The following is a 19,241-nucleotide window of genomic DNA, read 5'->3' as shown; positions in this document are numbered from 1 at the left end:
CACGCTAGTCAGGCGCGCTCGCGGGCGAGCCGCTGCAGGGCGAGCACGGTGTTCCAGTTGCGGGCGGTGCCGCGGCGGCCGGTCGACTTCTCGATCAGCGGGAGGGTCAGCTTCGAGCGTCCGATGCCGTCGGGGAAGTAGGCGTACATCTCGTGCCCGGCGAACGCGACCGTCTCGTTGCCGTAGGGCGTCGGGTCGAAGCCCGTCGCCGGTGTGCCGTCCCAGCAGTAGAGGACCAGGTGGGACGGGTCCGACGCCGCCTCGTCGGTGAACGGCAGCCGCTCCACGATCGCGTCCCACTGCGCGAGCGTCCGGGTGAGCACGGGGACGTCGAAGCCGAGCGACGCCGACAGGGCGTCGGACAGCCCGGGGCCCACCGCGGACGCGGCCCCCGCGGGCACCAGCACGAGGTTGCCGCTGTTCACGTAGGTGGCGACCTCAGTGTGGCCGAGGCCTTCGGCGGCGGCGCGCAGCTGGGCGGCCTTGATGGTCCGACCGCCGACGTTCGCGGCCCGCAGGAGGGCGATGACGGGACTCATGCCCTCACTCTCACACCGTGCACCGACGCCGTGTGCGGGAAAGGTTCCTCCGGGGTAACGGAGCAGCACCCCCCACGGAAACACGCCGTTCCTAGCGTGGGAGGCGCCCCCGGACCCCAGCCAGACGGAGCACACCATGAACCAGCACCTCGTCGTCGTCGGCGGTGGCATGGTCGCGCAGCGGCTGGTCGAGGCGATGCGCGACCGCGACACCGCCGGCGCGTGGCGCATCACCGTCCTGGCCGAGGAGCCGCGCCGCCCGTACGACCGCGTGGCGCTGACCAGCTACTTCTCGGGCCGCGACGCCGACGACCTCGCCCTCGGCGACCCGGCGCTCTGGTCCGACCCGCTGGTGACGCTGGTCCGCGACGACGCCGTGACGCACGTCGACCGCGACGCGAAGACCGTGACGACCGCCCGCGGCCGGGTCGAGCACTACGACCACCTGGTGCTGGCGACCGGCAGCTCGGCGTGGGTCCCGCCGCTCGAGGGCGCGGACCTGCCGGGCGTGTTCGTCTACCGCACGGTCGACGACGTCGCGGCGCTGCGCGGGTACGTCGAGAACCTGTCGCAGGACCGGGTGGTCAAGGGCGCGGTCCTCGGCGGCGGCCTGCTCGGCCTGGAGGCGGCCGGCGCGCTGCAGGCCCTCGGAGCGCGCACGACCGTCCTGCAGGTGGGCACGCACCTCATGTCGGCCCAGGTGGACCTGGGCGGCGGCGAGGCCCTGCGCCGGCTCATCAACCAGCTGGGCGTCGGCGTCCGGCTCCACGCCATGACCACGCGCATCCGCCCGCACCGCCGCGGCGGCGTGGGCCGCCTGGAGCTCGCCGACGGCGGCCGCGTCGACGCGGACGTCGTCGTGATCGCCGCCGGCGTGCGCCCCCGCGACGAGCTGGGGCGCGCCTCGGGCCTGGAGATCGGCGAGCGCGGCGGGGTCGTCGTCGACGACACCTGCCTGTCCAGCGACCCTGACGTGTCCGCGGTCGGCGAGGTCGCGTGCATCCAGGGCGCCTGCATCGGCCTGGTCGCCCCGGGCTACGCGATGGCCGAGATCACGGCGGACCGGCTGCTGGGCGGCACCTCGGAGTTCCCCGGGGCGGACACCGCGACCAAGCTCAAGCTCTCGGGCGTCGACGTCGCCAGCTTCGGGGACGCGTTCGGGGTCACGCCCGGTGCTCTCGAGATCGTCTGGGCGGACCCGGTCGGCGGCGTCTACAAGAAGCTCGTGATGTCCGACGACGCCCGCACGCTGCTCGGCGGCGTCCTGGTCGGCGACGCGAGCGCGTACGCGGGCCTGCGCCCGATGCTGGGCCGCGAGCTGCCCGGCGACCCGGCCGCGTACCTGCTGCCCGAGGGCGGCGGGGGAGCGCCCGAGCTCGAGCTGCCCGACGACGCGGCGGTGTGCTCGTGCAACAACGTCTCGGCCGGCACGATCCGCGGCGCTGTCACCGACCACGCCTGCACCGACCTCGGTGCGGTCAAGGCCTGCACCAGGGCCGGCACCAGCTGCGGCTCGTGCCTGCCGCTGGTCAAGAAGCTGGTGACCACCGAGCTGGCCGCCCAGGGCATCGAGGTCAGCACGGCGCTCTGCGAGCACTTCGCCCTGTCCCGCGCGCAGCTGTACGACGCCGTGCGGGTCAGCGGGGCCTCGTCGTTCACGCAGGTCATCGAGCGGTTCGGCACCCGGGCGGAGGGTCGTGGCTGCGACATCTGCCGGCCGACCGTCGCGTCGATCCTGGCGACGACGTCGCCCGCGCACGTGCTGGAGGGCGAGCGGGCCACGCTGCAGGACACCAACGACCACGTGATGGCCAACCTGCAGAAGGACGGCTCGTACTCGGTGGTCCCACGCATCGCGGGCGGCGAGGTGACTCCCGAGGGGCTCATCGCCATCGGTGAGGTGGCCAAGGACTTCGGGCTCTACACCAAGATCACGGGCGGCCAGCGGATCGACATGTTCGGCGCCCGCATCGACCAGCTGCCGCTCATCTGGCAGCGGCTGGTCGACGCGGGCTTCGAGTCGGGCCACGCCTACGGCAAGTCGCTGCGGACCGTGAAGTCGTGCGTCGGGTCGACGTGGTGCCGGTTCGGCGTGCAGGACTCGGTGGCGCTGGCGGTGATGCTGGAGCTGCGGTACCGCGGGCTGCGGTCGCCGCACAAGATCAAGCTCGGCGTCTCCGGCTGCGCCCGCGAGTGCGCCGAGGCCCGCGGAAAGGACGTCGGCGTCATCGCCACCGACAAGGGCTGGAACGTCTACGTCGGCGGCAACGGGGGCTTCACGCCGCGCCACGCACAGCTGTTGGCCGAGGACCTCGACACCGAGACGCTGGTCCGCACCATCGACCGGTTCCTCCTGTACTACGTGCGCACCGCGGACCGGCTGCAGCGCACGGCGCCGTGGATCGAGGACGTCGAGGGCGGGCTGGAGGGCGTCCGCGCGGTGGTCATGGACGACTCCCTCGGCATCGCCGACGACCTCGACCGGCAGATGGCCCATCACGTCGTGGAGTACGAGGACGAGTGGAAGGCCACCCTCGAGGACCCGGAGAAGCTCCGCCGGTTCGCCAGCTTCGTCAACGCCCCGGACACCCCCGACCCGTCGCTCGCGTACGTGCCGGAGCGCGGCCAGTCCCGCCCGGCCACGCCCGACGAGCGAGCGGCCGCCCTGCGCGGCGAGCCGGTCCTCGTCGCCGGCACGACCCTGGAGGTCCGCTCATGACGGTGCTGGAGACGGCGGTGTGGACCCTGGTCTGCCGCGTCGACGACCTCGCCCCCGAGCGCGGTGCCGCGGCTCTTCTGGGGCCGGACCAGATCGCCCTGTTCCGGCTGGTGGACGGGCGGGTGCTCGCCGTCCAGCAGCACGACCCGTTCAGCGACGCGTTCGTGGTCTCCCGCGGCATCGTCGGCTCCCGGGCCGTCGACGGCGCCGAGGTACCGACGGTCGCGTCCCCGATGTACAAGCAGGTCTTCGACCTGACGACCGGTCGCTGCCTCGACCCCGCCGGCAAGGTTCCCGTGCGGGGGCTGGCCGCCGACCTGCGCACCTGGCCGGTCCGGGTGCGCAACGGGCTCGTGGAGGTCGGACGATGACGACGATGCTCGGGCTCGAGCTGACCGGCCGTCGCGTGCTCGTGGTGGGCGGCGGGCCGGTCGCCGCCCGCCGGGTGCAGGCCCTCCTCGCCGACGCCGCGCGGGTCGTCGTCGTGGCGCCGCAGCTGTGCGAGGTGCTGCTCGACCTGCATCGCGGGGGGCTCGTCGAGTGGAGTTCCCGCGAGGTCGAGGAGCCGGACCTGGACGGCGCCTGGCTGGTGCACACCGCCACCGGCGACCGGGCCACCGACGCGGCGGTCGTCGCGTGGGCGGCGGCGCGGCGGACGTTCTGCGTCGACGCGGGCGACGGGTCGGCCGGCTCGGCGCGCACGCCGGCGACGACGCAGCAGGCCGACGTGCTGGTGGGCGTCGTCTCGACCGGCTCGCCCGACCCCCGGCGCACGGCCGTGGTCCGCGACGCCCTCGCCGAGCACCTGCGCGAGGGTCGCGTCGACCTGCGCCGCCGTCGCACCGGCGACGGGCGCGTCGTGCTCGTCGGCGGCGGCCCGGGGGACGTCGGGCTGCTCACCCTGGCCGGTCGCCGGGCGCTCGCCGAGGCCGACGTCGTGGTCACGGACCGGCTCGGTCCTGTCGCGGTCCTCGACGAGCTCGCGCCCGGGGTCGAGGTCATCGACGTGGGCAAGACGCCTGGCCACCACCCGGTCCCGCAGCACGAGATCGGCCGGATCCTGGTGGAGCAGGCGCAGCGCGGTCGCACGGTCGTCCGGCTCAAGGGCGGCGACCCGTTCGTGTACGGGCGGGGCGGCGAGGAGGTGCTCGCGTGCCGGGAGGCCGGCGTCGCGGTCGAGGTGGTCCCCGGGGTGAGCAGCGCGTTCGCCGCGCCGGCCGCCGCGGGGATCCCGCTCACCCACCGCGGGACGGTCGGCGCCGTGCACGTGATGAACGGGCACGACGGCTGGTCGTCCGCGGCGCTCACAGGCGTGCGGGACGCCTCCTGCACGGTCGTCGTGCTCATGGGCGTCGGCGCGCTGGCGACGCTGGCCGGCGAGGCGCTCGAGGCAGGGGCGGACCCCGCCACGCCTGTCGCGCTCGTCGAGGAGGGCACCCTGCCGGGTCAGCGCGTGACGCGTGCGCGGCTCGACGACGTCGTCCAGGTGGCAGTCGCGGCGGGGGTGCGGGCCCCCGCGGTGATCGTGCTGGGCGCCGTGGCCGCCGCGGGGCTGCTCGACGTCGGCACGACGGCGGCCGCACACGTCACAATGTCGCCGTGAGCGAACCCATCGACCAGACCCTCGCCGGCCTCGTCGTGCTCATCACCGCCGACCGCCGGTCCGCCGAGCTCGCGGCCGCCCTGGAGCGTCGCGGTGCCGCCGTCCGGCACGCGCCCGCGCTCGGGATGGTGCCGCACACCGACGACGCCGCGCTGCTCGAGGGGACCCGCTCGCTGCTCGCCGACCCGCCGGACACCGTCGTCGTGACCACGGGGATCGGGTTCCGCGGCTGGATCGAGGCCGCGGACGCGGCGGGCCTGGACGAGCCGCTGGTGGAGATGCTCCGCGGCGCGCGCATCGTCGCCCGGGGACCCAAGGCGCGCGGTGCGATCCAGGCCGCGGGCCTCACCGCCGACTGGGTGGCCGAGTCGGAGACCAGCGCGGAGATCGCCGAGGTGCTGCTGGACGAGGGTGTCGCCGGGCGGGACATCGCCGTCCAGCACCACGGGGCGGGCGCCGACGGTCTCGACGAGGCGTTCGCCGCCGCCGGTGCCCGCGTGCGCAGCCTCGTCGTCTACCGCTGGGGGCCGCCGCCGGACCCCCAGGCCGTCGCCGCGTCGGTCCGCGCGGTCGCGGCGGGCGAGGTCGACGCGGTCGTCTTCACCTCGGCGCCGGGCGCGGCCGCCTGGCTGGCGGCCGCCGACGAGGCCGGGGTCACCGACAAGATCGTCGCGCTCGCCCGGCGCGGCAACGTGCTGATGGCGGCGGTCGGTCCCATCACGGCGAAGCCCCTGCAGGAGCGTGGCATCGCCCCGCTGGTGCCCGACCGCGGTCGGCTGGGCTCCCTCGTCCGCGCGCTGGTCGGCCACTACGGCGGGCTCCAGGCGCTGCAGACGATCGCCGGGCCGCTGCAGGTCCATCGCGGGACCGCGGTGCTGGACGGTCACGTGCTCGCGCTGACGCCGACGGGCCTCGAGGTGCTGCGGCTGCTCGCCGCGGCGGGCGGCGCCGTCGTCCCCCGCGACCAGGTGCTGGCCGCGCTGCCGGGCGACTCGCGCGACCCGCACGCCGCCGAGGTCGCGATCGCGCGCCTGCGTGAGGCCACGGGCAGCCGGTCGCTCATTCGCACGGTGGTCAAGAGGGGATACCGTCTCCAGCTGGAGGAGGTCGGATGACGAACGCACTGCACGCCCGCGGCCCGGTCCCGCTCGACCTCGAGGGGCCCGTCCTCGTCGGCTGCTCCCACGGCACGGACGACGTCGCCGGCCGGGCGGCCGTCCGGTCGATCCTCACCGGCGTCGCCGCGGCCCGCCCCGAGCTCGACGTGCGCGAGGCGTTCGTCGACGTGCAGGAGCCGGAGGTCGCCGACGTCGTCGCGCACGCGCTGGACAGCGACGCGTCCGGGGCCGTCGTGGTGCCCCTCCTGCTGTCCGTCGGCTTCCACGTCAAGGTCGACATCGCCGAGGCCGTCGACCAGCCCGGCGCCACCGCCGCCTCCCCGCTCGGCCCCGACCCCCGGCTCGTCGACATCCTGGTGGACCGCCTGGACGCCGTGGGGCTCGGCGCCGACGACGCCGTGGTGCTGGCCGCCGCGGGCTCGACCGACCCCGCCGCGGCGCTCGCCGTGGAGTCCATCGCCGCCGGGCTGGCCGACCGCATCGACCAGCCCGTGACGATCGGCTACGGCGCCGGCGCCGAGCCGCGGGTGCCGGCCGCAGTGGCGAGCGCGCGGGAGGACAGGCCGCCGGGGGGCCGCGTCGTCGTGTCCTCCTACCTGCTCGCCCCCGGCTACTTCTACGACCGCGTCCTCGAGGCGGGTGCCGACGTCGTCGCCGAGCCGCTCGCGCCCGACAGCCGCCTGGTCGACATCGTGCTCGACCGGTACGACGCCGCGACCTGAGCCGTCGTGCGCACCGCCGTCGCCGTGGCCGTCCTCGCGCTCGGGCTCGCGGGGTGCGCGCCGTCCGGCGACGAGACGGCGACGCCCGCCCCCAGCCGCGTCGCCGCCTCCACCCGCCCCGCCGACACGCCCTCGTGCCTGCCCGACGGCACCACGGCCGTCACCACCGGGCCGCAGGACGACCCCACGCTCGTCGCGTTCTCCGGGACCGGGACGAAGGGCGTGGTGCTCGCGCCGCAGAGCGAGGGCGGCCCGTGCCAGTGGGCCGGCGAGCTCGAGAGGCTCGCGGGGGAGGGCTACCTCGTCGCGACGTTCGCCTGGTCGGCCGACGACCAGGCGTGCTTCCTCGGCGCCGTCGACGTGCTGCGCGGGCTCGGGGCGCAGGACGTCGCCCTGGTCGGGGCGTCGAAGGGGGGCACGTACGCGGCGGCGCTCGCCGACGAGGTCGACCCCGTGGCGGTGGTGGCGCTCGGGCCGCCGGCCAGCTTCGACGGCCTGAACGCGATGCCCGCGTCGAGCGACTACACCGGGCCGCTTCTCGTGATCGCGTCGACCGACGACCCGAACGTCGCCGTCAGCTCGTCCCGGGCCGTCTCCCGCACGAACGATCCGAGCACGTTCCTCGAGGTCAGCGGACGCGCCCACGGCGTGGAGCTGTTCACCTCGCCGCACCGCGCGCAGGTCCAGGACGCGATCGACGCCCTGCTCGCCACGGGCTTCGAGGGCTAGACGGACCGAAGGCGTGCGACCCGGGGGGAGGTCGCACGCCTTCGGTGTGCCGGGCGGGCAGCGGTCAGACGAACCGGCGCCGCGCGAACGTCGCGAGGCCGATGCCCGCGGCGAACAGGGCGATCGCCGCGATGAGCCGACCCATCGAGCTGGCCCCGGAGCCGTCGGCCCCGGCGATGTCGATCGAGTAGGCGGTCGCGCCGACGGCACCCTCGGGTGCGCCGTACGCCATGCCCTCGGTCGCGGCCCGCTCGGCGCCGGCGGAGAGCACGGCGTACTTCACGCCGAAGTCCGCCGCGGTCTCCTGCCCGCTGACGACCACCTGCGAGGTGCCCTCGTCGGACAGCTGCTGGGTGCCGTCGACCAGCTGCGGTGCGCCGTCGGCCGCGTCGTTCAGGCCGTCGGACAGCTGCGTCGACCCGTCGGCGGCGGCGCTGAGGCCGGCCGAGAGCCGCTGCGAGCCGGCCGCGGCCGCGGCGATGCCCGCGGAGAGCTTGCTCGAGCCGGTGCCGGCCTCCTGCAGCTTGGTGGCCAGCTCCGACGCGCCGGACCCTGCCGTGGTCAGACCGTCCGCGATCTGGGTGGAGCCGGTGGCCGCCTCCTTCAGCTTCGAGGAGAGCGTGCCGAGGCCGCCGTTGAGCTGGGACGAGCCGGCCTTGAGCTGGCCGAGGCCCGAGCTCAGCAGCGCGCCGCCGTCGCTGAGCTGGTCGGTCCCCGCCTGCAGCGAGTGCACGCCGCCGCGCAGGGTGCCGTCGACCTTCGTGTCGTCGCCGTCGCCCACGCCCGCCTGCACGTTCGTCACGACGCCGCTGACCAGCGCGGTGACGCCCGCGTCGACACCCGCGAGGCCCTGGAGCAGGCCCGGCCTGGTGGTGTCACACACGCCGGGCAGGGCCGCCGCGCTGAGGCCGCACTCCACCTTGGCGAGGTTGGTGGCCGCGCCGCTCAGCCCCTGGCCGAGGGCGGTCGCGCCGCCCGCGATCGTGGCCGGGTCCGCGGTGTCCGTGAGGACCGGGACGCCGCCCGAGAGCTGACCGACGACGGTGTCGTACTGACCGAGGTACGCGGCGTTCATGCCCGCCCGCAGCGCGGTGAGCGCGGCGACGGCTGCCGAGAGCTGGTTGCCCAGCTGCACGGACCCGGCGGCGAGGGTCGACGCGGACGTCGCTGCGCCCGAGACGCCCTGGCGCAGCTGGTCGACGCCCGCGAGCAGGGTGCCCGGCGTCGTGGTGCTGCCGATGGCGGCCCGCAGGGAGCTGATGCCGTCGTGCAGCGGCTGCGCCTGCGTGGGCAGCGTCCCGATGTCGCCGTACAGCTTGGCCAGGCCGCCGTCGACCTGCGCGAGACCGGCGTCGACCTGCGCCAGGCCGCCGATCAGCTGCGGGGCCTTCGCGACGGCGTCGGCCAGGCCCGCGTCCAGCTGCGACGCGCCGAGCGCGAGAGCCGTGGCACCCGGGACCGCCTGCCCGTTGAGCCCCGCGGCCAGCTGCGCGGCGCCGGGGGAGAGCTGCCCGTTGAGGCCGGCCGCGATCTTGGCCGCGCCGGGGATCGCCAGGCCGTTGAGCCCGGCGGCGAGCTTCGCCGCGCCCGGGGCGGCCTCGCCGTTCAGGCCGGTCGCCAGCTCGGCGGCACCGGGTGCCGCCTCGCCGTGCAGGCCGGTCGAGAGCGTCGCCGCGCCGTCGCGCAGCTGGATCAGGCCCGCGAGCAGCTGGGCCGCGCCGTCGTGCAGCTGCAGCACGGAGTCGTCGATCTGCAGGGCGCCGGAGGTGAGGTCGACGCCCTTCTGCGCGCCGGACTTGTAGCTCTCCGCGCCACCCTTGAACGAGGGGTAGTCCAGGGGCGAGACGGGCATCGACGTGAGGTTCGCCGTGGGCACGACGGCGTGGGTGACCTGAGCGGTGTAGCCGAACTCGGCGGTGTCGGACCCGATCGGCGGGAAGAGCGTCATCTGGAACTGCATGCGCGTGCCGCCGTGCCCGTCGCCGGCCATGCCGGCCTCGTCGGACCGGACGTCCGTGAACGTCGACGGCAGGACCGTGACCAGCTGGCCGATCATCGGGATGACGGTCTGGGCCGAGGCGGTGGCCTGCGCGCCGGTGCCGTCGTCGTAGGTGACGTCCTGCGTCCTGCCGGTCGTGTTGGTGACCTTGTAGTGGACGCCGAGCGTGCCGCTCCGGCCGACGACCGAGCCCGGCTGGACCGGCTTGCCGTCGAACGTGTAGGTGACCTCGACCGTGAGCGGGAGGTCCTTGTCGTAGGTGCTCACCGACCGCTCGCGGCGCTCGCCGTCGACGCTCAGCGTGGTGACCAGCTTGCCGTCGACCACCTTGTAGCCGCTGAAGCCGTCGAGGTTGCGCAGCCCCGTCGTCGAGACGGGGTTGGTGATGGTCGTGGTGCCGTGGCCGCTCAGCGCGAGCTGGTCGTAGACGCGCGCCTCCTGGAACGCGCCGGTGGCCGAGAGGCGGGCCTGGATCGTCTCGGTGTTGGTCACGGCGACGTCGCCGGAGTCGGCGGCGAGCGCGGGGGAGCCCGCCGCGCAGACGAGCAGGGGGATCAGGACGACGGCTGCCGCCGCCGTGGTGGTCGTGCGTCGCACGTCAGGCCTCCGGCTGGGGGTCGAAAGGACGGGTGGCGGGCAGGCCGCGGCGCGGGGCGCGGGGCGCCTCGGCCATGGTGGCGGCGCCCTCGTACACGGCGGCGGGCTGCGGCTCGGGCTCGGCGGCGGGTGCGGCCTGGGCGGCCCGCTCCTCCTCGCGGTCCTGCACGACGACGACGCCGAGCAGCGACGTCGCCAGGAAGCCGGCGCCGGCGGCGAGCAGGATCGACGTCGCCGTGGTGGCCGAGGACGTGACGAACGCCGTCGGGTCGGCCGTGTAGGTGGCCTCGTACGCGCCGGCCATCGCTGCCGCGCCCAGGAGCGCCGACCACAGCGGCAGCCTCCCGCGGGTGAGCCCGGCGACGGCGAGGCAGAGCCCCAGGACGATGAGCACGGCGACGGCGCGGCCGGCGGCGGCGTCGGGCAGCGCCGCGGCGCGCAGCGCGTAGCCGAGCCACGCGGCGGCGAACCCGACGGCGAAGCCGCCGGCGCGCTGCGCGGGGGAGCGGTCCGGGACCAGGCCCAGGGCCCCGCCGAGCGCGGCGCCGAGCAGCGCGACGCCCTGGAGCTCGGGGCCGGAGAACAGCACGATCGCCGTCGTGAGGAGTGCGAGGACGAGCCCCGCCAGGATGTGACGCTTCATGACCACCTCGTCGTGGTGACCGTCCGCACGGCCAGGGCCGCGCGGACGGTGCTGCCGGTAGATGGCCGCCCGAGAAGCCGCTGACCTGCGCCGTCGCCGTTGACGGGCGGATCGGCGCCCTTCTCGGGCGGAACCAGGCGCTTGTCTACCAGCGCACAAAGCATCTGAGCCACGCGGTACTAGGTAAAACCCGACCGGTAGCAGATAGATCGTTATGTCGCCGTGACCTGAGTCGCGGCGAGCGCCCGGGAGCTACAGCCTCAGAGGTAGCGCAGCGGGTCGAACTCGTCGAGCGGGATGATCCGCAGGCGGGGCAGCTGCACGTTGAACGCGGCGACGTCCCCCTCGAGGTCGAACGTCGTCAGGCCGCGCGCGACGAGGGCCGAGAGCTGGGTGCTGGTGAACTCGCGGAAGGCGAGCAGCCCGACCCGGCGGTCCTCGTCGTCCACGAGTGCCTCGAGCTCGGGTGCGAAGTCGCCGTCGTGGCTGGCCAGGAGCACGTCGCCGCCGCGGCCCGAGATGGCCTCGAGCGTGCGCTTGATGCCGATGTCGACGACCTTCTCGTACGACTCGCCCGACAGCGGGATCGGCTGGAACCCGATGGCCAGGAGCGCCTGGACGAACGACATCGGCAGCGAACCGTTCGAGGCGTTGAGGAAGAACAGCGCCTTGACGGGCTGGTTCCACGTCTGCTGCGCGAAGGTCAGCACCCGCTCCCAGCGCGGACGCTGCTCGGGGGTGGGCCGGCCGCCGAGGATCGACGACCCCAGCGTCGCGTCGATGTTCTCGCCGTCCACCAGCAGGTAGGTGGTGCGCGGTGCCGCCTCGGTCGTCATCGCGTCAGCGTATCCGCAGGTGGCACGGACCGGGCCGGACCCCGACGGGGATCCGGCCCGGCGTGCGCGCGTCAGGCGACCGCGCAGGTCGTCCCGTTCAGCGTGAACGAGGTCGGTGCGGTGTTGGTGCCGGTGTGCGACGCGTTGAAGCCGAGCTGCTGGCTGCCGCCGGCCGGGATCGCGCCGTTCCAGGCCGCGTTGGTGATCGTCACGGCCGAGCCGGACTGCGTGGCCACGCCGCTCCACGCCTGCGTGATCACCTGGCCCGACGGGAACGTGAACCTCAGCGTCCAGCCGGTGAGCGCGCTCGACGAGGTGTTCTTCACGACGACGCTCGCCGTGAAGCCGGTGTTCCACTGGTTGACGCCGTAGGTGACCTGGCAGCCGGCGCCGGGCGGCGGGGTGGTCGTCGGCGTGACTGTCGGCGTCACCGTCGGGGTGACCGTGGGAGTGGCCGTGGGGGTCACCGGCGGGGCGGCGCCGAACGCGGACGCGATGGCGTCGTACGCCGGCTTCTTCGTGTAGCCCTCGTCCCAGACCAGCGCCGCGCCCTGGCCCGGGAACGTGCTGGGCACCCACGAGTACTTGTCGGTGATGCCCCAGATGGTCACGCCCTGGCAGCGGGTGACCGCGAGGCACGCCTGGAAGACCTTCTTGTAGTCGGCCGCCTGGTTGGCCAGCTTGCCGGCGTCGGACGGGGTCTGCATGCGGATGTCGAGCTCGGTGACCCGGACGTCGACGCCCAGGTCGGCGAACCGCTGGAGGTTGGCCTGCAGGTCCGACGGCACCTGGCCGACGATCAGGTGGGCCTGGAACCCGACGCAGTCGATGGGGACGCCGCGCGCCTTGAAGTCCTTGACCAGGTTGTAGATCGCGGTGCTCTTCGCGTTGATGCCGTCGGTGTTGTAGTCGTTGATGCAGAGCTTGGCCGTGGGGTCGGCGGTCCGGGCGGTCCGGAAGGCGGTCTCGATGTAGCCGTCGCCCAGCTTCTGCTGGAACGGTGACTCCGCGCGGCGCGCGCCGTTGTCCGCGAACGCCTCGTTGACGACGTCCCAGGCGAACACCTTGCCCTTGAAGTGCGTCGCGACGTTGGTGATGTGGTTGGTCATCGCCGACTGCAGGGCCGTTCCCGACAGGGTCGTGACCCAGCCCGGGAGCTGGGAGTGCCAGACCAGCGTGTGGCCGTACAGCTTCTTGCCGCTGCTCGCGGCGTAGCCGGCCACCTGGTCGCCTGAGCCGTAGCTGAACGAGTTCTGCGACGGCTCGGTGGCGTCCCACTTCATGGCGTTCTCCGGCACGACGAGCGTGAACTCGCTGTCCGCGATCGTCTTGTAGGCCGGCTCCGAGAGTCTGCTCGGGTCGAGCGCGAAGCCGATGTCCTTGCCGGCCGCGGTGGCCAGGTCCTTGAGGGTCGAGGCCGCCTGGGCCGGGATCGCGAGCGCTGCGCCGACCGCGAGGGTCGCCACGACGGCGACCGCGGCCGTGCGGAGCGCAGAGCGGCGGGGTGGATGGACGACAGGCATGGGGTTTCCTCCTCGTTGAGCCGGTGCCGGATCGCAGAGTGGTCGCCGCCGGGCCGGTGCCGCGAGGTGCCGAAGCGTTTCAGCAGCGCGCGGGCGGCTCTTTCGATACCGCGGCGGAACAGCGGCACCGCACAGGGCGTTGAGATCGATACGTTTGCATGGACCGAAGGGGTGCACCGATGGACGACGCAGCACGGGAGCTGCCCGGCACGCGCGAGGCGGCGGAGGCGTGGGAGTCGCTGTTCCGCGCCCAGGTCGCGCTCATGCGGCGGTTCCAGCGCGACGACGTCTGGGGCGAGCTGACCATCCGCGAGTACGACGTCCTGTTCACGCTGTCGGGCTGCGCGGACGGCACGGCGCGGCTCAAGGAGCTGGGGGAGGTCAGCCTGCTGACCCAGCCCAGCCTGTCGCGGATGGTGGAGCGTCTCGAGCTCGCCGGCCTGGTGCGGCGGGGGCCGGTCGAGGGCGACGCGCGGGGCGTGGCCGTCAGCCTGACCGCCGAGGGGGCTCGGGTGCAGCGGGAGATCGGCCGACGGCACGTGCGTACGATCCGCCGGCTGGTGGGCGGCGCGCTGGACGCCGAGGAGCTGGCGACGTTGCGGTCGCTCACCGACAAGCTGCGGGCCGCGCAGGCGCGGATCCCCGACCCGGCCTAGGGCCTCAGCCCCGCAGCACGCGCAGCTCCGCCGCGACGGCCGCCGGGGCGGGCCGGGCGTCGGGCTCCGGGGACGTCATGGCCCGCAGCAGGCGGGACCAGTCCCGACCGAAGTCCTCGGGGATCTGGACCGGGTCGAGCAGCCGGGCCAGCGCGCTGGTCAGGGGGTCGCCGGGGTAGGCGCGGGTGCCGGTGAGGCATTCCAGGAGCACCAGGCCCAGGGAGTAGACGTCGCTGGCCGGACCGGCCGGGGTGCCCAGGGCCTGCTCCGGGCTCTGGTAGCCGGCGGTGCCGGACGTGCCGGCCGGCGTCGGTGAGCTGCCGGCCGTGGTCACCGCGATGCCGAAGTCGGCCAGCACCACCGGGAGCCACGGCGCGTCGCGGTGGCCGCTCTCGGCGCGGTCGGTGGCGACGAGGACGTTGGAGGGCTTCACGTCGCGGTGCACCACGCCCGCCGCGTGCGCGTGGCCGAGGGCCAGGGCGAGCTGGCGCCCGACGTCCGCCGCGAGCGCCGGGGCGAGGGGTCCGTCGGCGATGGTGTCGCGCAGCGTGCGCCCGTCGACCAGCTCCATCACGAGGAACGCGACGGGTCCGACGTCGGGGAGCACGTCGGCGCCGACGTCCAGCAGGGCGACCAGGCTGGGGTGGGCGAGCGCGGACAGCACCCGCGCCTCGTGCGCGTAGCGGCGGATCTCCTGCGGCGAGGCGGCGCCGAGGGTGAAGACCTTGAGTGCGACGGCGCGGTGCAGCCGGTCGTCGGTCGCCCGGAACACCTCGCCGGAGCCCCCTCGCCCGAGCTGCTGCTCCAGGCGGTAGCGCCGCCCGAGCGTCGGGCTCGCCGTCGGGCGGGACTCGGTCAGCGGCACAGGGTTCCAGTCTCTCGAGGGCGTCTCCGTCGGGGGCGTCGCACGGGTCGGACTGCTCCGACGGTAGAAGGACGCCGGCCGCACCGCACGCCGGCGGCTGCAGCATGCACCGAACGGGTGAGTCACGACAGTTCGGCGTTTGCGGCCGGATGCAAGCCACTTGCAGCCGCGCGACTGTAGAGTGACGAGCATGTCACGGCGACTCGCAGAGGTGGCACGCAAGGTCGGCGTCTCGGAAGCGACCGTCAGCCGCGTGCTCAACGGAAAGCCCGGTGTCTCGGAGTCGACGCGGGAGGCCGTGCTCACGGCGCTCGACGTGCTCGGCTACGAGCGCCCGACCAAGCTGCGCGGCGAGCGCGCCCGGTTGGTCGGGCTGGTCCTGCCCGAGCTGCAGAACCCGATCTTCCCGGCGTTCGCGGAGGTGGTCGGCGGTGCCCTCGCGCAGCAGGGCTTCACGCCCGTCCTGTGCACGCAGACCGCCGGCGGGGTGTCCGAGGCGGACTACGTGGAGCTGCTCCTCGGGCAGCAGGTCTCGGGGATCGTCTTCGCCGGTGGGCACTACGCGCAGCGCGACGCCACGCACGGCCACTACGAGCGGCTCACGGGCCGCAACCTGCCCGTCGTCCTCATCAACGCCTCCATCGAGGAGCTCCCGTTCCCGCGGGTGTCCTGCGACGACGAGGTGGCGATCGAGCAGGCGGTGGGCCACCTCGCCTCGCTGGGCCACACGAAGATCGGCCTGGTCCTGGGCCCGATCGACCACGTGCCCTCCGAGCGCAAGCTCCGTGCCGCGCAGGCGATCACCCAGCGGCTCGGCCTCGAGCTCGGCGCCAACCAGGTGGTCCGCAGCGCCTACTCGCTGGAGAGCGGCCAGGCGGCCGGCAACCGGCTGCTTCGCGAGGGTGTGACCGGCATCGTCTGCGCGAGCGACCCGCTCGCGCTCGGCGTGATCCGGGCCGCACGGCGCGCGGGCTTGCGGGTGCCCGACGACATCTCCGTCGTGGGGTACGACGACTCCGCGTTCATGAGCTGCACCGAGCCGCCGCTGACCACCGTGCGCCAGCCCATCGAGCCGATGGGCCGCGCGGCGATCGACCTGCTGGTCAGCCAGATCCACGGCGGGGCCGTGCCGCAGGACGAGCTCCTGTTCGAGCCCGAGCTCGTCGTGCGCGGCTCGACCGGCCCCGCGCCCGCGCAGCCGGCGGCGCTCGCCGACTGACCCCGACCTGCACCGACGGACCCCGTCCCGCCCACCCGGCGGGGCGGGGTCCGTTGCTTCCGGACCGCGTTCGGTCACACTTCGATAACTGTCCTGTCAGTTTCTTGCGTGGTTCCAGTCGCTTCCTTTAGTGTCTGGAACGCGACAGCGACGTCTCGCGGTGGTCCCCAGGGTCCGCGGAGCACGACGCGGCCGCAGGAAGCGGACAACCGGCCCCGTCGCCGTCGACGGCGGCCCACGAGAGACGAGACCCGAGTGGCGCAGGCTCAGCCCGAGACCGACCCGCAGTGGTGGCGTGGCGCAGTGATCTACCAGGTCTATCCGCGCAGCTTCGCCGACGGGAACGGGGACGGCACCGGTGACCTGGCAGGTCTGCGTGCGCACCTCCCGTACCTGCGGGACCTCGGGGTCGACGCGATCTGGGTGACCCCCTGGTACGTGTCCCCGCTGGCGGACGGCGGGTACGACGTGGCCGACTACCGGGCGATCGACCCGGCGTTCGGCACCCTCGAGGAGGCCGAGCTCGTCATCGCCGAGGCCCTGGCCCTCGGCATCCGGACCATCATCGACGTGGTCCCCAACCACGTGTCCGACCAGCACGAGTGGTTCCAGGCGGCGCTCGCCGCCGGTCCCGGCTCGCCGGAGCGCGACCGGTTCTGGTTCCACCCCGGCAAGGGCGAGCAGGGCGAGCAGATCCCCACGCACTGGGTCTCCGACTTCCAGGGCAGCACGTGGACGCGCACCACCAACCCGGACGGCACCCCCGGCGAGTGGTACCTGCACCTGTTCGCGCCGCAGCAGCCCGACGTCAACTGGTCGCACCCGGAGGTCGTCGAGGAGTTCGAGTCGGTGCTGCGGTTCTGGTTCGACCGGGGCGTCGCGGGCATCCGGATCGACTCGGCGGCGCTGCTGGTCAAGGACGCGTCGCTGCCCGAGGTCCCGGCCCACCCCGGTCCCGGCGAGCACCCGCACGTCGACCGCGACGAGCTGCACGACGTCTACCGCGGCTGGCGGTCGGTGGCCGACTCGTACGAGGGCACGCGCGTGCTCGTCGGCGAGGTCTGGCTCCAGGACAAGGCGCGCTTCGCGCAGTACCTGCGTCCCGACGAGATGCACACGGCGTTCAACTTCGACTTCATGGCGCGGCCCTGGGACGCCAAGCAGCTGCGGGAGTCCATCGACATCACGTTGGCCGCGCACGGGCCCGTCGGGGCGCCGGCCACCTGGGTGCTGTCGAACCACGACGTCACGCGGCCGGTCACCCGGTACGGGCGCGACGACACGTCGTTCGCGTTCACCGCCAAGCGGTTCGGCACGCCGACCGACCTCGCCGTCGGCCTGCGCCGGGCCCGCGCCGCCGCGATGCTCACCGCGGCGCTGCCCGGGTCGCTGTACATCTACCAGGGCGACGAGCTCGGGCTGCCTGAGGTCGAGGACCTGCCGCTCGACGTCCTGCAGGACCCGATGCACTTCCGCTCCGAGGGCGTCGACCCCGGCCGGGACGGCTGCCGCGTGCCGCTGCCCTGGTCCGGCTCGTCGGCCCCCTACGGGTTCAGCCCCGCCGGCTCGACCGGGCGGCCGTGGCTGCCGCAGCCGGGCGCGTGGGCGGAGCTGACCGTCACGGCGCAGGAGGCCGACCCCGCGTCGACCCTGCACCTGTACCGCGACCTCCTGGCGATCCGCCGGGCCGAGCACGCCCTGGGCGACGGCCCGATGACGTGGATCGACTCGGCCCACGACGTGCTCGCGTTCGCCCGTGGCGGGCTCGTGTGCGTCGTGAACCTGGGCGACGAACCCGCCGCCCTGCCCGCCCACACCGATGTCCTGCTCACGAGCGCCCCGCTCGTCGCAGGTCTGCTGCCGCGCGACACCGCCGCGTGGCTGCGCACCCCCGCCTGACCCGACCGCAACACCAGCTCGACCCGCACTGATCCCGACCGCAGAACACGACCGCGACCTGGCACCCTGTCAGGGGCGATCCCTCACGAAGGAGTGACGATGAGGTCCTCACGCACCACCGCGCTCACCATGGCCGGTGTGCTCTCGCTCGGCCTGCTGGCCGCGTGCAGCAACGACGACACCCCGTCGGGCGACTCGTCGTCGGCCGGCGCCGACAAGGTCACCATCACGGTCGCCGGGCTCCAGCCCGGCGCCGAGCAGACGGCCGTGGACGCCCTGAACGAGCGCGTCCAGCAGTTCGAGGAGAAGTACCCGGACATCACGATCAAGACGCAGGAGTACAACTGGCTGGCCTCGACCTTCGCGGCCGACCTCGCCGGTGGCACCCTGCCCGACGTCTTCGAGGTGCCGGCCACCGACACCAAGGTGCTCATCCAGAACGGCCAGATCGCCGACATCGACGCGCAGGTCAAGCAGCTGCCGTACGCGAACGACTTCAACAAGGAGGTCCTCGCGGCCGGGCTGAGCGACGACGGGAAGATCTACGCGGTCCCCGCCAAGTCCATCTACGCCGTGGCGCTGCACTACAACCGCAAGCTGTTCACGGACGCCGGGCTGGACCCGGACAAGCCGCCGACGACGTGGGACGAGGTCCGCGCGGACGCCAAGACCATCCACGACAAGACCGGCACGCCGGGCTACGCGATGATGGCGCTCGACAACGCCGGTGGCTGGCAGCTCACGGCCGCGGCCTACTCGCGCGGCGGTCGCACCCAGGTGCTCGACGGTGACAAGTACAAGGCCACGCTGACCGACCCGGCCGTCAAGGAGTCGCTGCAGTTCCTCGGCGACCTCAAGACGGACGGCTCGCTGCTGGAGAACACGCAGCTGGGCTGGGGCGACATCAACGCGGGCTTCGCGGCCGGCCAGTTCGCCATGTACACGTCGGGCTCGGACATCTACACCGCTCTGGTGCAGAACAACGGCGTCACCGCGGACAACCTGGACTACGGGCTGACCGCGCTGCCGAACGAGGGCGACGACTCCGGGACGCTCGGCGGTGGCACCTACGCCGCCGTGGCGCCGCAGGCGACGGACGAGGAGAAGGACGCCGCCGTCAAGTGGATCGACTTCTGGTACCTGTCCAAGCTGGTCGACCAGGACCAGGCCGTGGCCGACGCCAAGATCCTCGCGGAGCAGACGCCTCCGCAGGCCGTCGGTACCCCGACCCTGCCGATCTTCAGCAAGGACCAGTACACGACGTCGCTCGGCTGGATCAAGGACTACGTCAACGTCCCGCTGGACCACATGACCGGCTACACCGACGTCATGTTCACCCAGCCGGTCATCCCTGAGGCCGCTCGCGCGACCCAGGAGACCTACGGGCTGCTCTTCCCGATCGTGCAGGCGGTCATGACCGACCCCGGCGTCGACCTGGACAAGCTGCTCGCGGACGCCAACACGCAGTCGCAGGCCCTGATCGACCAGGCCGGCTGACACCGGTGAGGGTGCCCGGCCCGGGTCCGTCCCCGGGCCGGGCACCATCGCCCTGTCCAGCAGACCGATGACGACGA

At 73.8% G+C, this 19,241-nt stretch carries 16 protein-coding genes; 10 read left to right on the top strand and 6 right to left on the bottom strand.

Annotation, left to right across the window (positions count from 1 at the left end; genetic code table 11):
• Window positions 1-8 precede the first annotated feature (8 nt).
• Complete coding sequence (locus AC1DWH_RS12800) at window positions 9-539, bottom strand: DUF1697 domain-containing protein (RefSeq protein WP_477093996.1); 531 nt, start codon at window positions 537-539, stop codon at window positions 9-11.
• A 136-nt stretch (window positions 540-675) separates the two neighbouring features.
• Between AC1DWH_RS12800 and nirB the strand changes: the two genes are divergently transcribed.
• Genes nirB through AC1DWH_RS12770 form a run of 6 tightly spaced genes read left to right on the top strand, consistent with a single transcriptional unit; the run spans window position 676 to window position 7,430 of the window.
• Window positions 676-3,258, top strand: coding sequence for a nitrite reductase large subunit NirB (nirB, locus tag AC1DWH_RS12795; protein WP_477093995.1), 2,583 nt, complete (start codon window positions 676-678; stop codon window positions 3,256-3,258).
• Window positions 3,255-3,629, top strand: coding sequence for a nitrite reductase small subunit NirD (nirD, locus tag AC1DWH_RS12790; protein ID WP_477093994.1), 375 nt, complete (start codon window positions 3,255-3,257; stop codon window positions 3,627-3,629). Before nirB ends, nirD begins: the two co-directional genes overlap by 4 nt.
• Entirely contained in the window at window positions 3,626-4,861 is a 1,236-nt protein-coding gene (gene cobA / locus AC1DWH_RS12785) for a uroporphyrinogen-III C-methyltransferase (protein ID WP_477093993.1), read from the top strand. The genes nirD and cobA overlap by 4 nt, the downstream gene beginning before the upstream one ends.
• Complete coding sequence (locus AC1DWH_RS12780; protein WP_477093992.1) at window positions 4,858-5,976, top strand: uroporphyrinogen-III synthase; 1,119 nt, start codon at window positions 4,858-4,860, stop codon at window positions 5,974-5,976. Before cobA ends, AC1DWH_RS12780 begins: the two co-directional genes overlap by 4 nt.
• On the top strand, window positions 5,973-6,701 hold the full coding sequence (locus tag AC1DWH_RS12775; RefSeq protein WP_456846567.1) for a sirohydrochlorin chelatase: 729 nt from the start codon (window positions 5,973-5,975) through the stop codon (window positions 6,699-6,701). The genes AC1DWH_RS12780 and AC1DWH_RS12775 overlap by 4 nt, the downstream gene beginning before the upstream one ends.
• A gap of 6 nt (window positions 6,702-6,707) precedes the next feature.
• Window positions 6,708-7,430 carry an alpha/beta hydrolase family protein gene (locus tag AC1DWH_RS12770; protein ID WP_477093991.1) on the top strand — a complete coding sequence of 241 codons (723 nt, stop codon included), beginning with the start codon at window positions 6,708-6,710 and terminating at the stop codon, window positions 7,428-7,430.
• A 64-nt stretch (window positions 7,431-7,494) separates the two neighbouring features.
• On the opposite strand, the gene AC1DWH_RS12765 is transcribed toward AC1DWH_RS12770, so the two are convergent.
• The 4 genes from AC1DWH_RS12765 to AC1DWH_RS12750 form a co-directional block, all read right to left on the bottom strand.
• A complete protein-coding gene (locus AC1DWH_RS12765; RefSeq protein ID WP_477093990.1) occupies window positions 7,495-10,026 on the bottom strand; it encodes a hypothetical protein in 2,532 nt (843 codons plus the stop codon).
• A 1-nt stretch (window position 10,027) separates the two neighbouring features.
• The gene (locus tag AC1DWH_RS12760) at window positions 10,028-10,669 is read right to left on the bottom strand and encodes a hypothetical protein (RefSeq protein ID WP_477093989.1); all 642 of its coding nucleotides are present in this window, start codon (window positions 10,667-10,669) and stop codon (window positions 10,028-10,030) included.
• A 260-nt stretch (window positions 10,670-10,929) separates the two neighbouring features.
• Window positions 10,930-11,505 carry an NYN domain-containing protein gene (locus AC1DWH_RS12755; protein ID WP_456847612.1) on the bottom strand — a complete coding sequence of 192 codons (576 nt, stop codon included), beginning with the start codon at window positions 11,503-11,505 and terminating at the stop codon, window positions 10,930-10,932.
• A gap of 71 nt (window positions 11,506-11,576) precedes the next feature.
• The gene (locus AC1DWH_RS12750; protein ID WP_477093988.1) at window positions 11,577-13,028 is read right to left on the bottom strand and encodes a glycoside hydrolase family 10 protein; all 1,452 of its coding nucleotides are present in this window, start codon (window positions 13,026-13,028) and stop codon (window positions 11,577-11,579) included.
• A gap of 179 nt (window positions 13,029-13,207) precedes the next feature.
• Here AC1DWH_RS12750 and AC1DWH_RS12745 point away from each other — a divergent pair, with 179 nt between their 5' ends.
• Window positions 13,208-13,684, top strand: a complete 477-nt coding sequence (locus AC1DWH_RS12745) for a MarR family winged helix-turn-helix transcriptional regulator (protein ID WP_456847563.1) — start codon at window positions 13,208-13,210, stop codon at window positions 13,682-13,684.
• Between the two features lie 4 nt (window positions 13,685-13,688).
• On the opposite strand, the gene AC1DWH_RS12740 is transcribed toward AC1DWH_RS12745, so the two are convergent.
• Entirely contained in the window at window positions 13,689-14,549 is an 861-nt protein-coding gene (locus AC1DWH_RS12740; protein WP_477093987.1) for a serine/threonine-protein kinase, read from the bottom strand.
• A gap of 139 nt (window positions 14,550-14,688) precedes the next feature.
• On the opposite strand from AC1DWH_RS12740, the gene AC1DWH_RS12735 reads away from it, so the two are divergent.
• The 3 genes from AC1DWH_RS12735 to AC1DWH_RS12725 all read left to right on the top strand — a co-directional run bounded on the left by AC1DWH_RS12735 (window position 14,689) and on the right by AC1DWH_RS12725 (window position 19,164).
• A complete protein-coding gene (locus tag AC1DWH_RS12735; RefSeq protein WP_477093986.1) occupies window positions 14,689-15,768 on the top strand; it encodes a LacI family DNA-binding transcriptional regulator in 1,080 nt (359 codons plus the stop codon).
• 255 nt (window positions 15,769-16,023) lie between these two features.
• Window positions 16,024-17,667 (top strand): glycoside hydrolase family 13 protein, encoded by a 1,644-nt coding sequence (locus AC1DWH_RS12730; RefSeq protein WP_477093985.1) that lies wholly within the window; start codon window positions 16,024-16,026, stop codon window positions 17,665-17,667.
• Window positions 17,668-17,766: 99 nt separating this feature from the next.
• Window positions 17,767-19,164, top strand: a complete 1,398-nt coding sequence (locus AC1DWH_RS12725; RefSeq protein ID WP_477093984.1) for an ABC transporter substrate-binding protein — start codon at window positions 17,767-17,769, stop codon at window positions 19,162-19,164.
• Window positions 19,165-19,241: the final 77 nt, after the last annotated feature.

The sequence above is a fragment of the Cellulomonas sp. P2_F12 genome (genome assembly GCF_056403775.1).
The sequence above is the reverse complement of the archived record's forward strand: the minus strand, read 5'-3'. Positions and strand labels throughout refer to the sequence as shown.

Coding starts and splice junctions, on each gene's coding strand:
- AC1DWH_RS12760 (WP_477093989.1), bottom strand. CDS start 10,669: ATGAAGCGTCACATCCTGGCGGGGCTCGTCCTCGCACTCCTCACGACG.
- AC1DWH_RS12745 (WP_456847563.1), top strand. CDS start 13,208: ATGGACGACGCAGCACGGGAGCTGCCCGGCACGCGCGAGGCGGCGGAG.
- cobA (WP_477093993.1), top strand. CDS start 3,626: ATGACGACGATGCTCGGGCTCGAGCTGACCGGCCGTCGCGTGCTCGTG.
- AC1DWH_RS12750 (WP_477093988.1), bottom strand. CDS start 13,028: ATGCCTGTCGTCCATCCACCCCGCCGCTCTGCGCTCCGCACGGCCGCG.
- AC1DWH_RS12800 (WP_477093996.1), bottom strand. CDS start 539: ATGAGTCCCGTCATCGCCCTCCTGCGGGCCGCGAACGTCGGCGGTCGG.
- AC1DWH_RS12725 (WP_477093984.1), top strand. CDS start 17,767: ATGAGGTCCTCACGCACCACCGCGCTCACCATGGCCGGTGTGCTCTCG.
- AC1DWH_RS12755 (WP_456847612.1), bottom strand. CDS start 11,505: ATGACGACCGAGGCGGCACCGCGCACCACCTACCTGCTGGTGGACGGC.
- nirB (WP_477093995.1), top strand. CDS start 676: ATGAACCAGCACCTCGTCGTCGTCGGCGGTGGCATGGTCGCGCAGCGG.
- AC1DWH_RS12775 (WP_456846567.1), top strand. CDS start 5,973: ATGACGAACGCACTGCACGCCCGCGGCCCGGTCCCGCTCGACCTCGAG.
- nirD (WP_477093994.1), top strand. CDS start 3,255: ATGACGGTGCTGGAGACGGCGGTGTGGACCCTGGTCTGCCGCGTCGAC.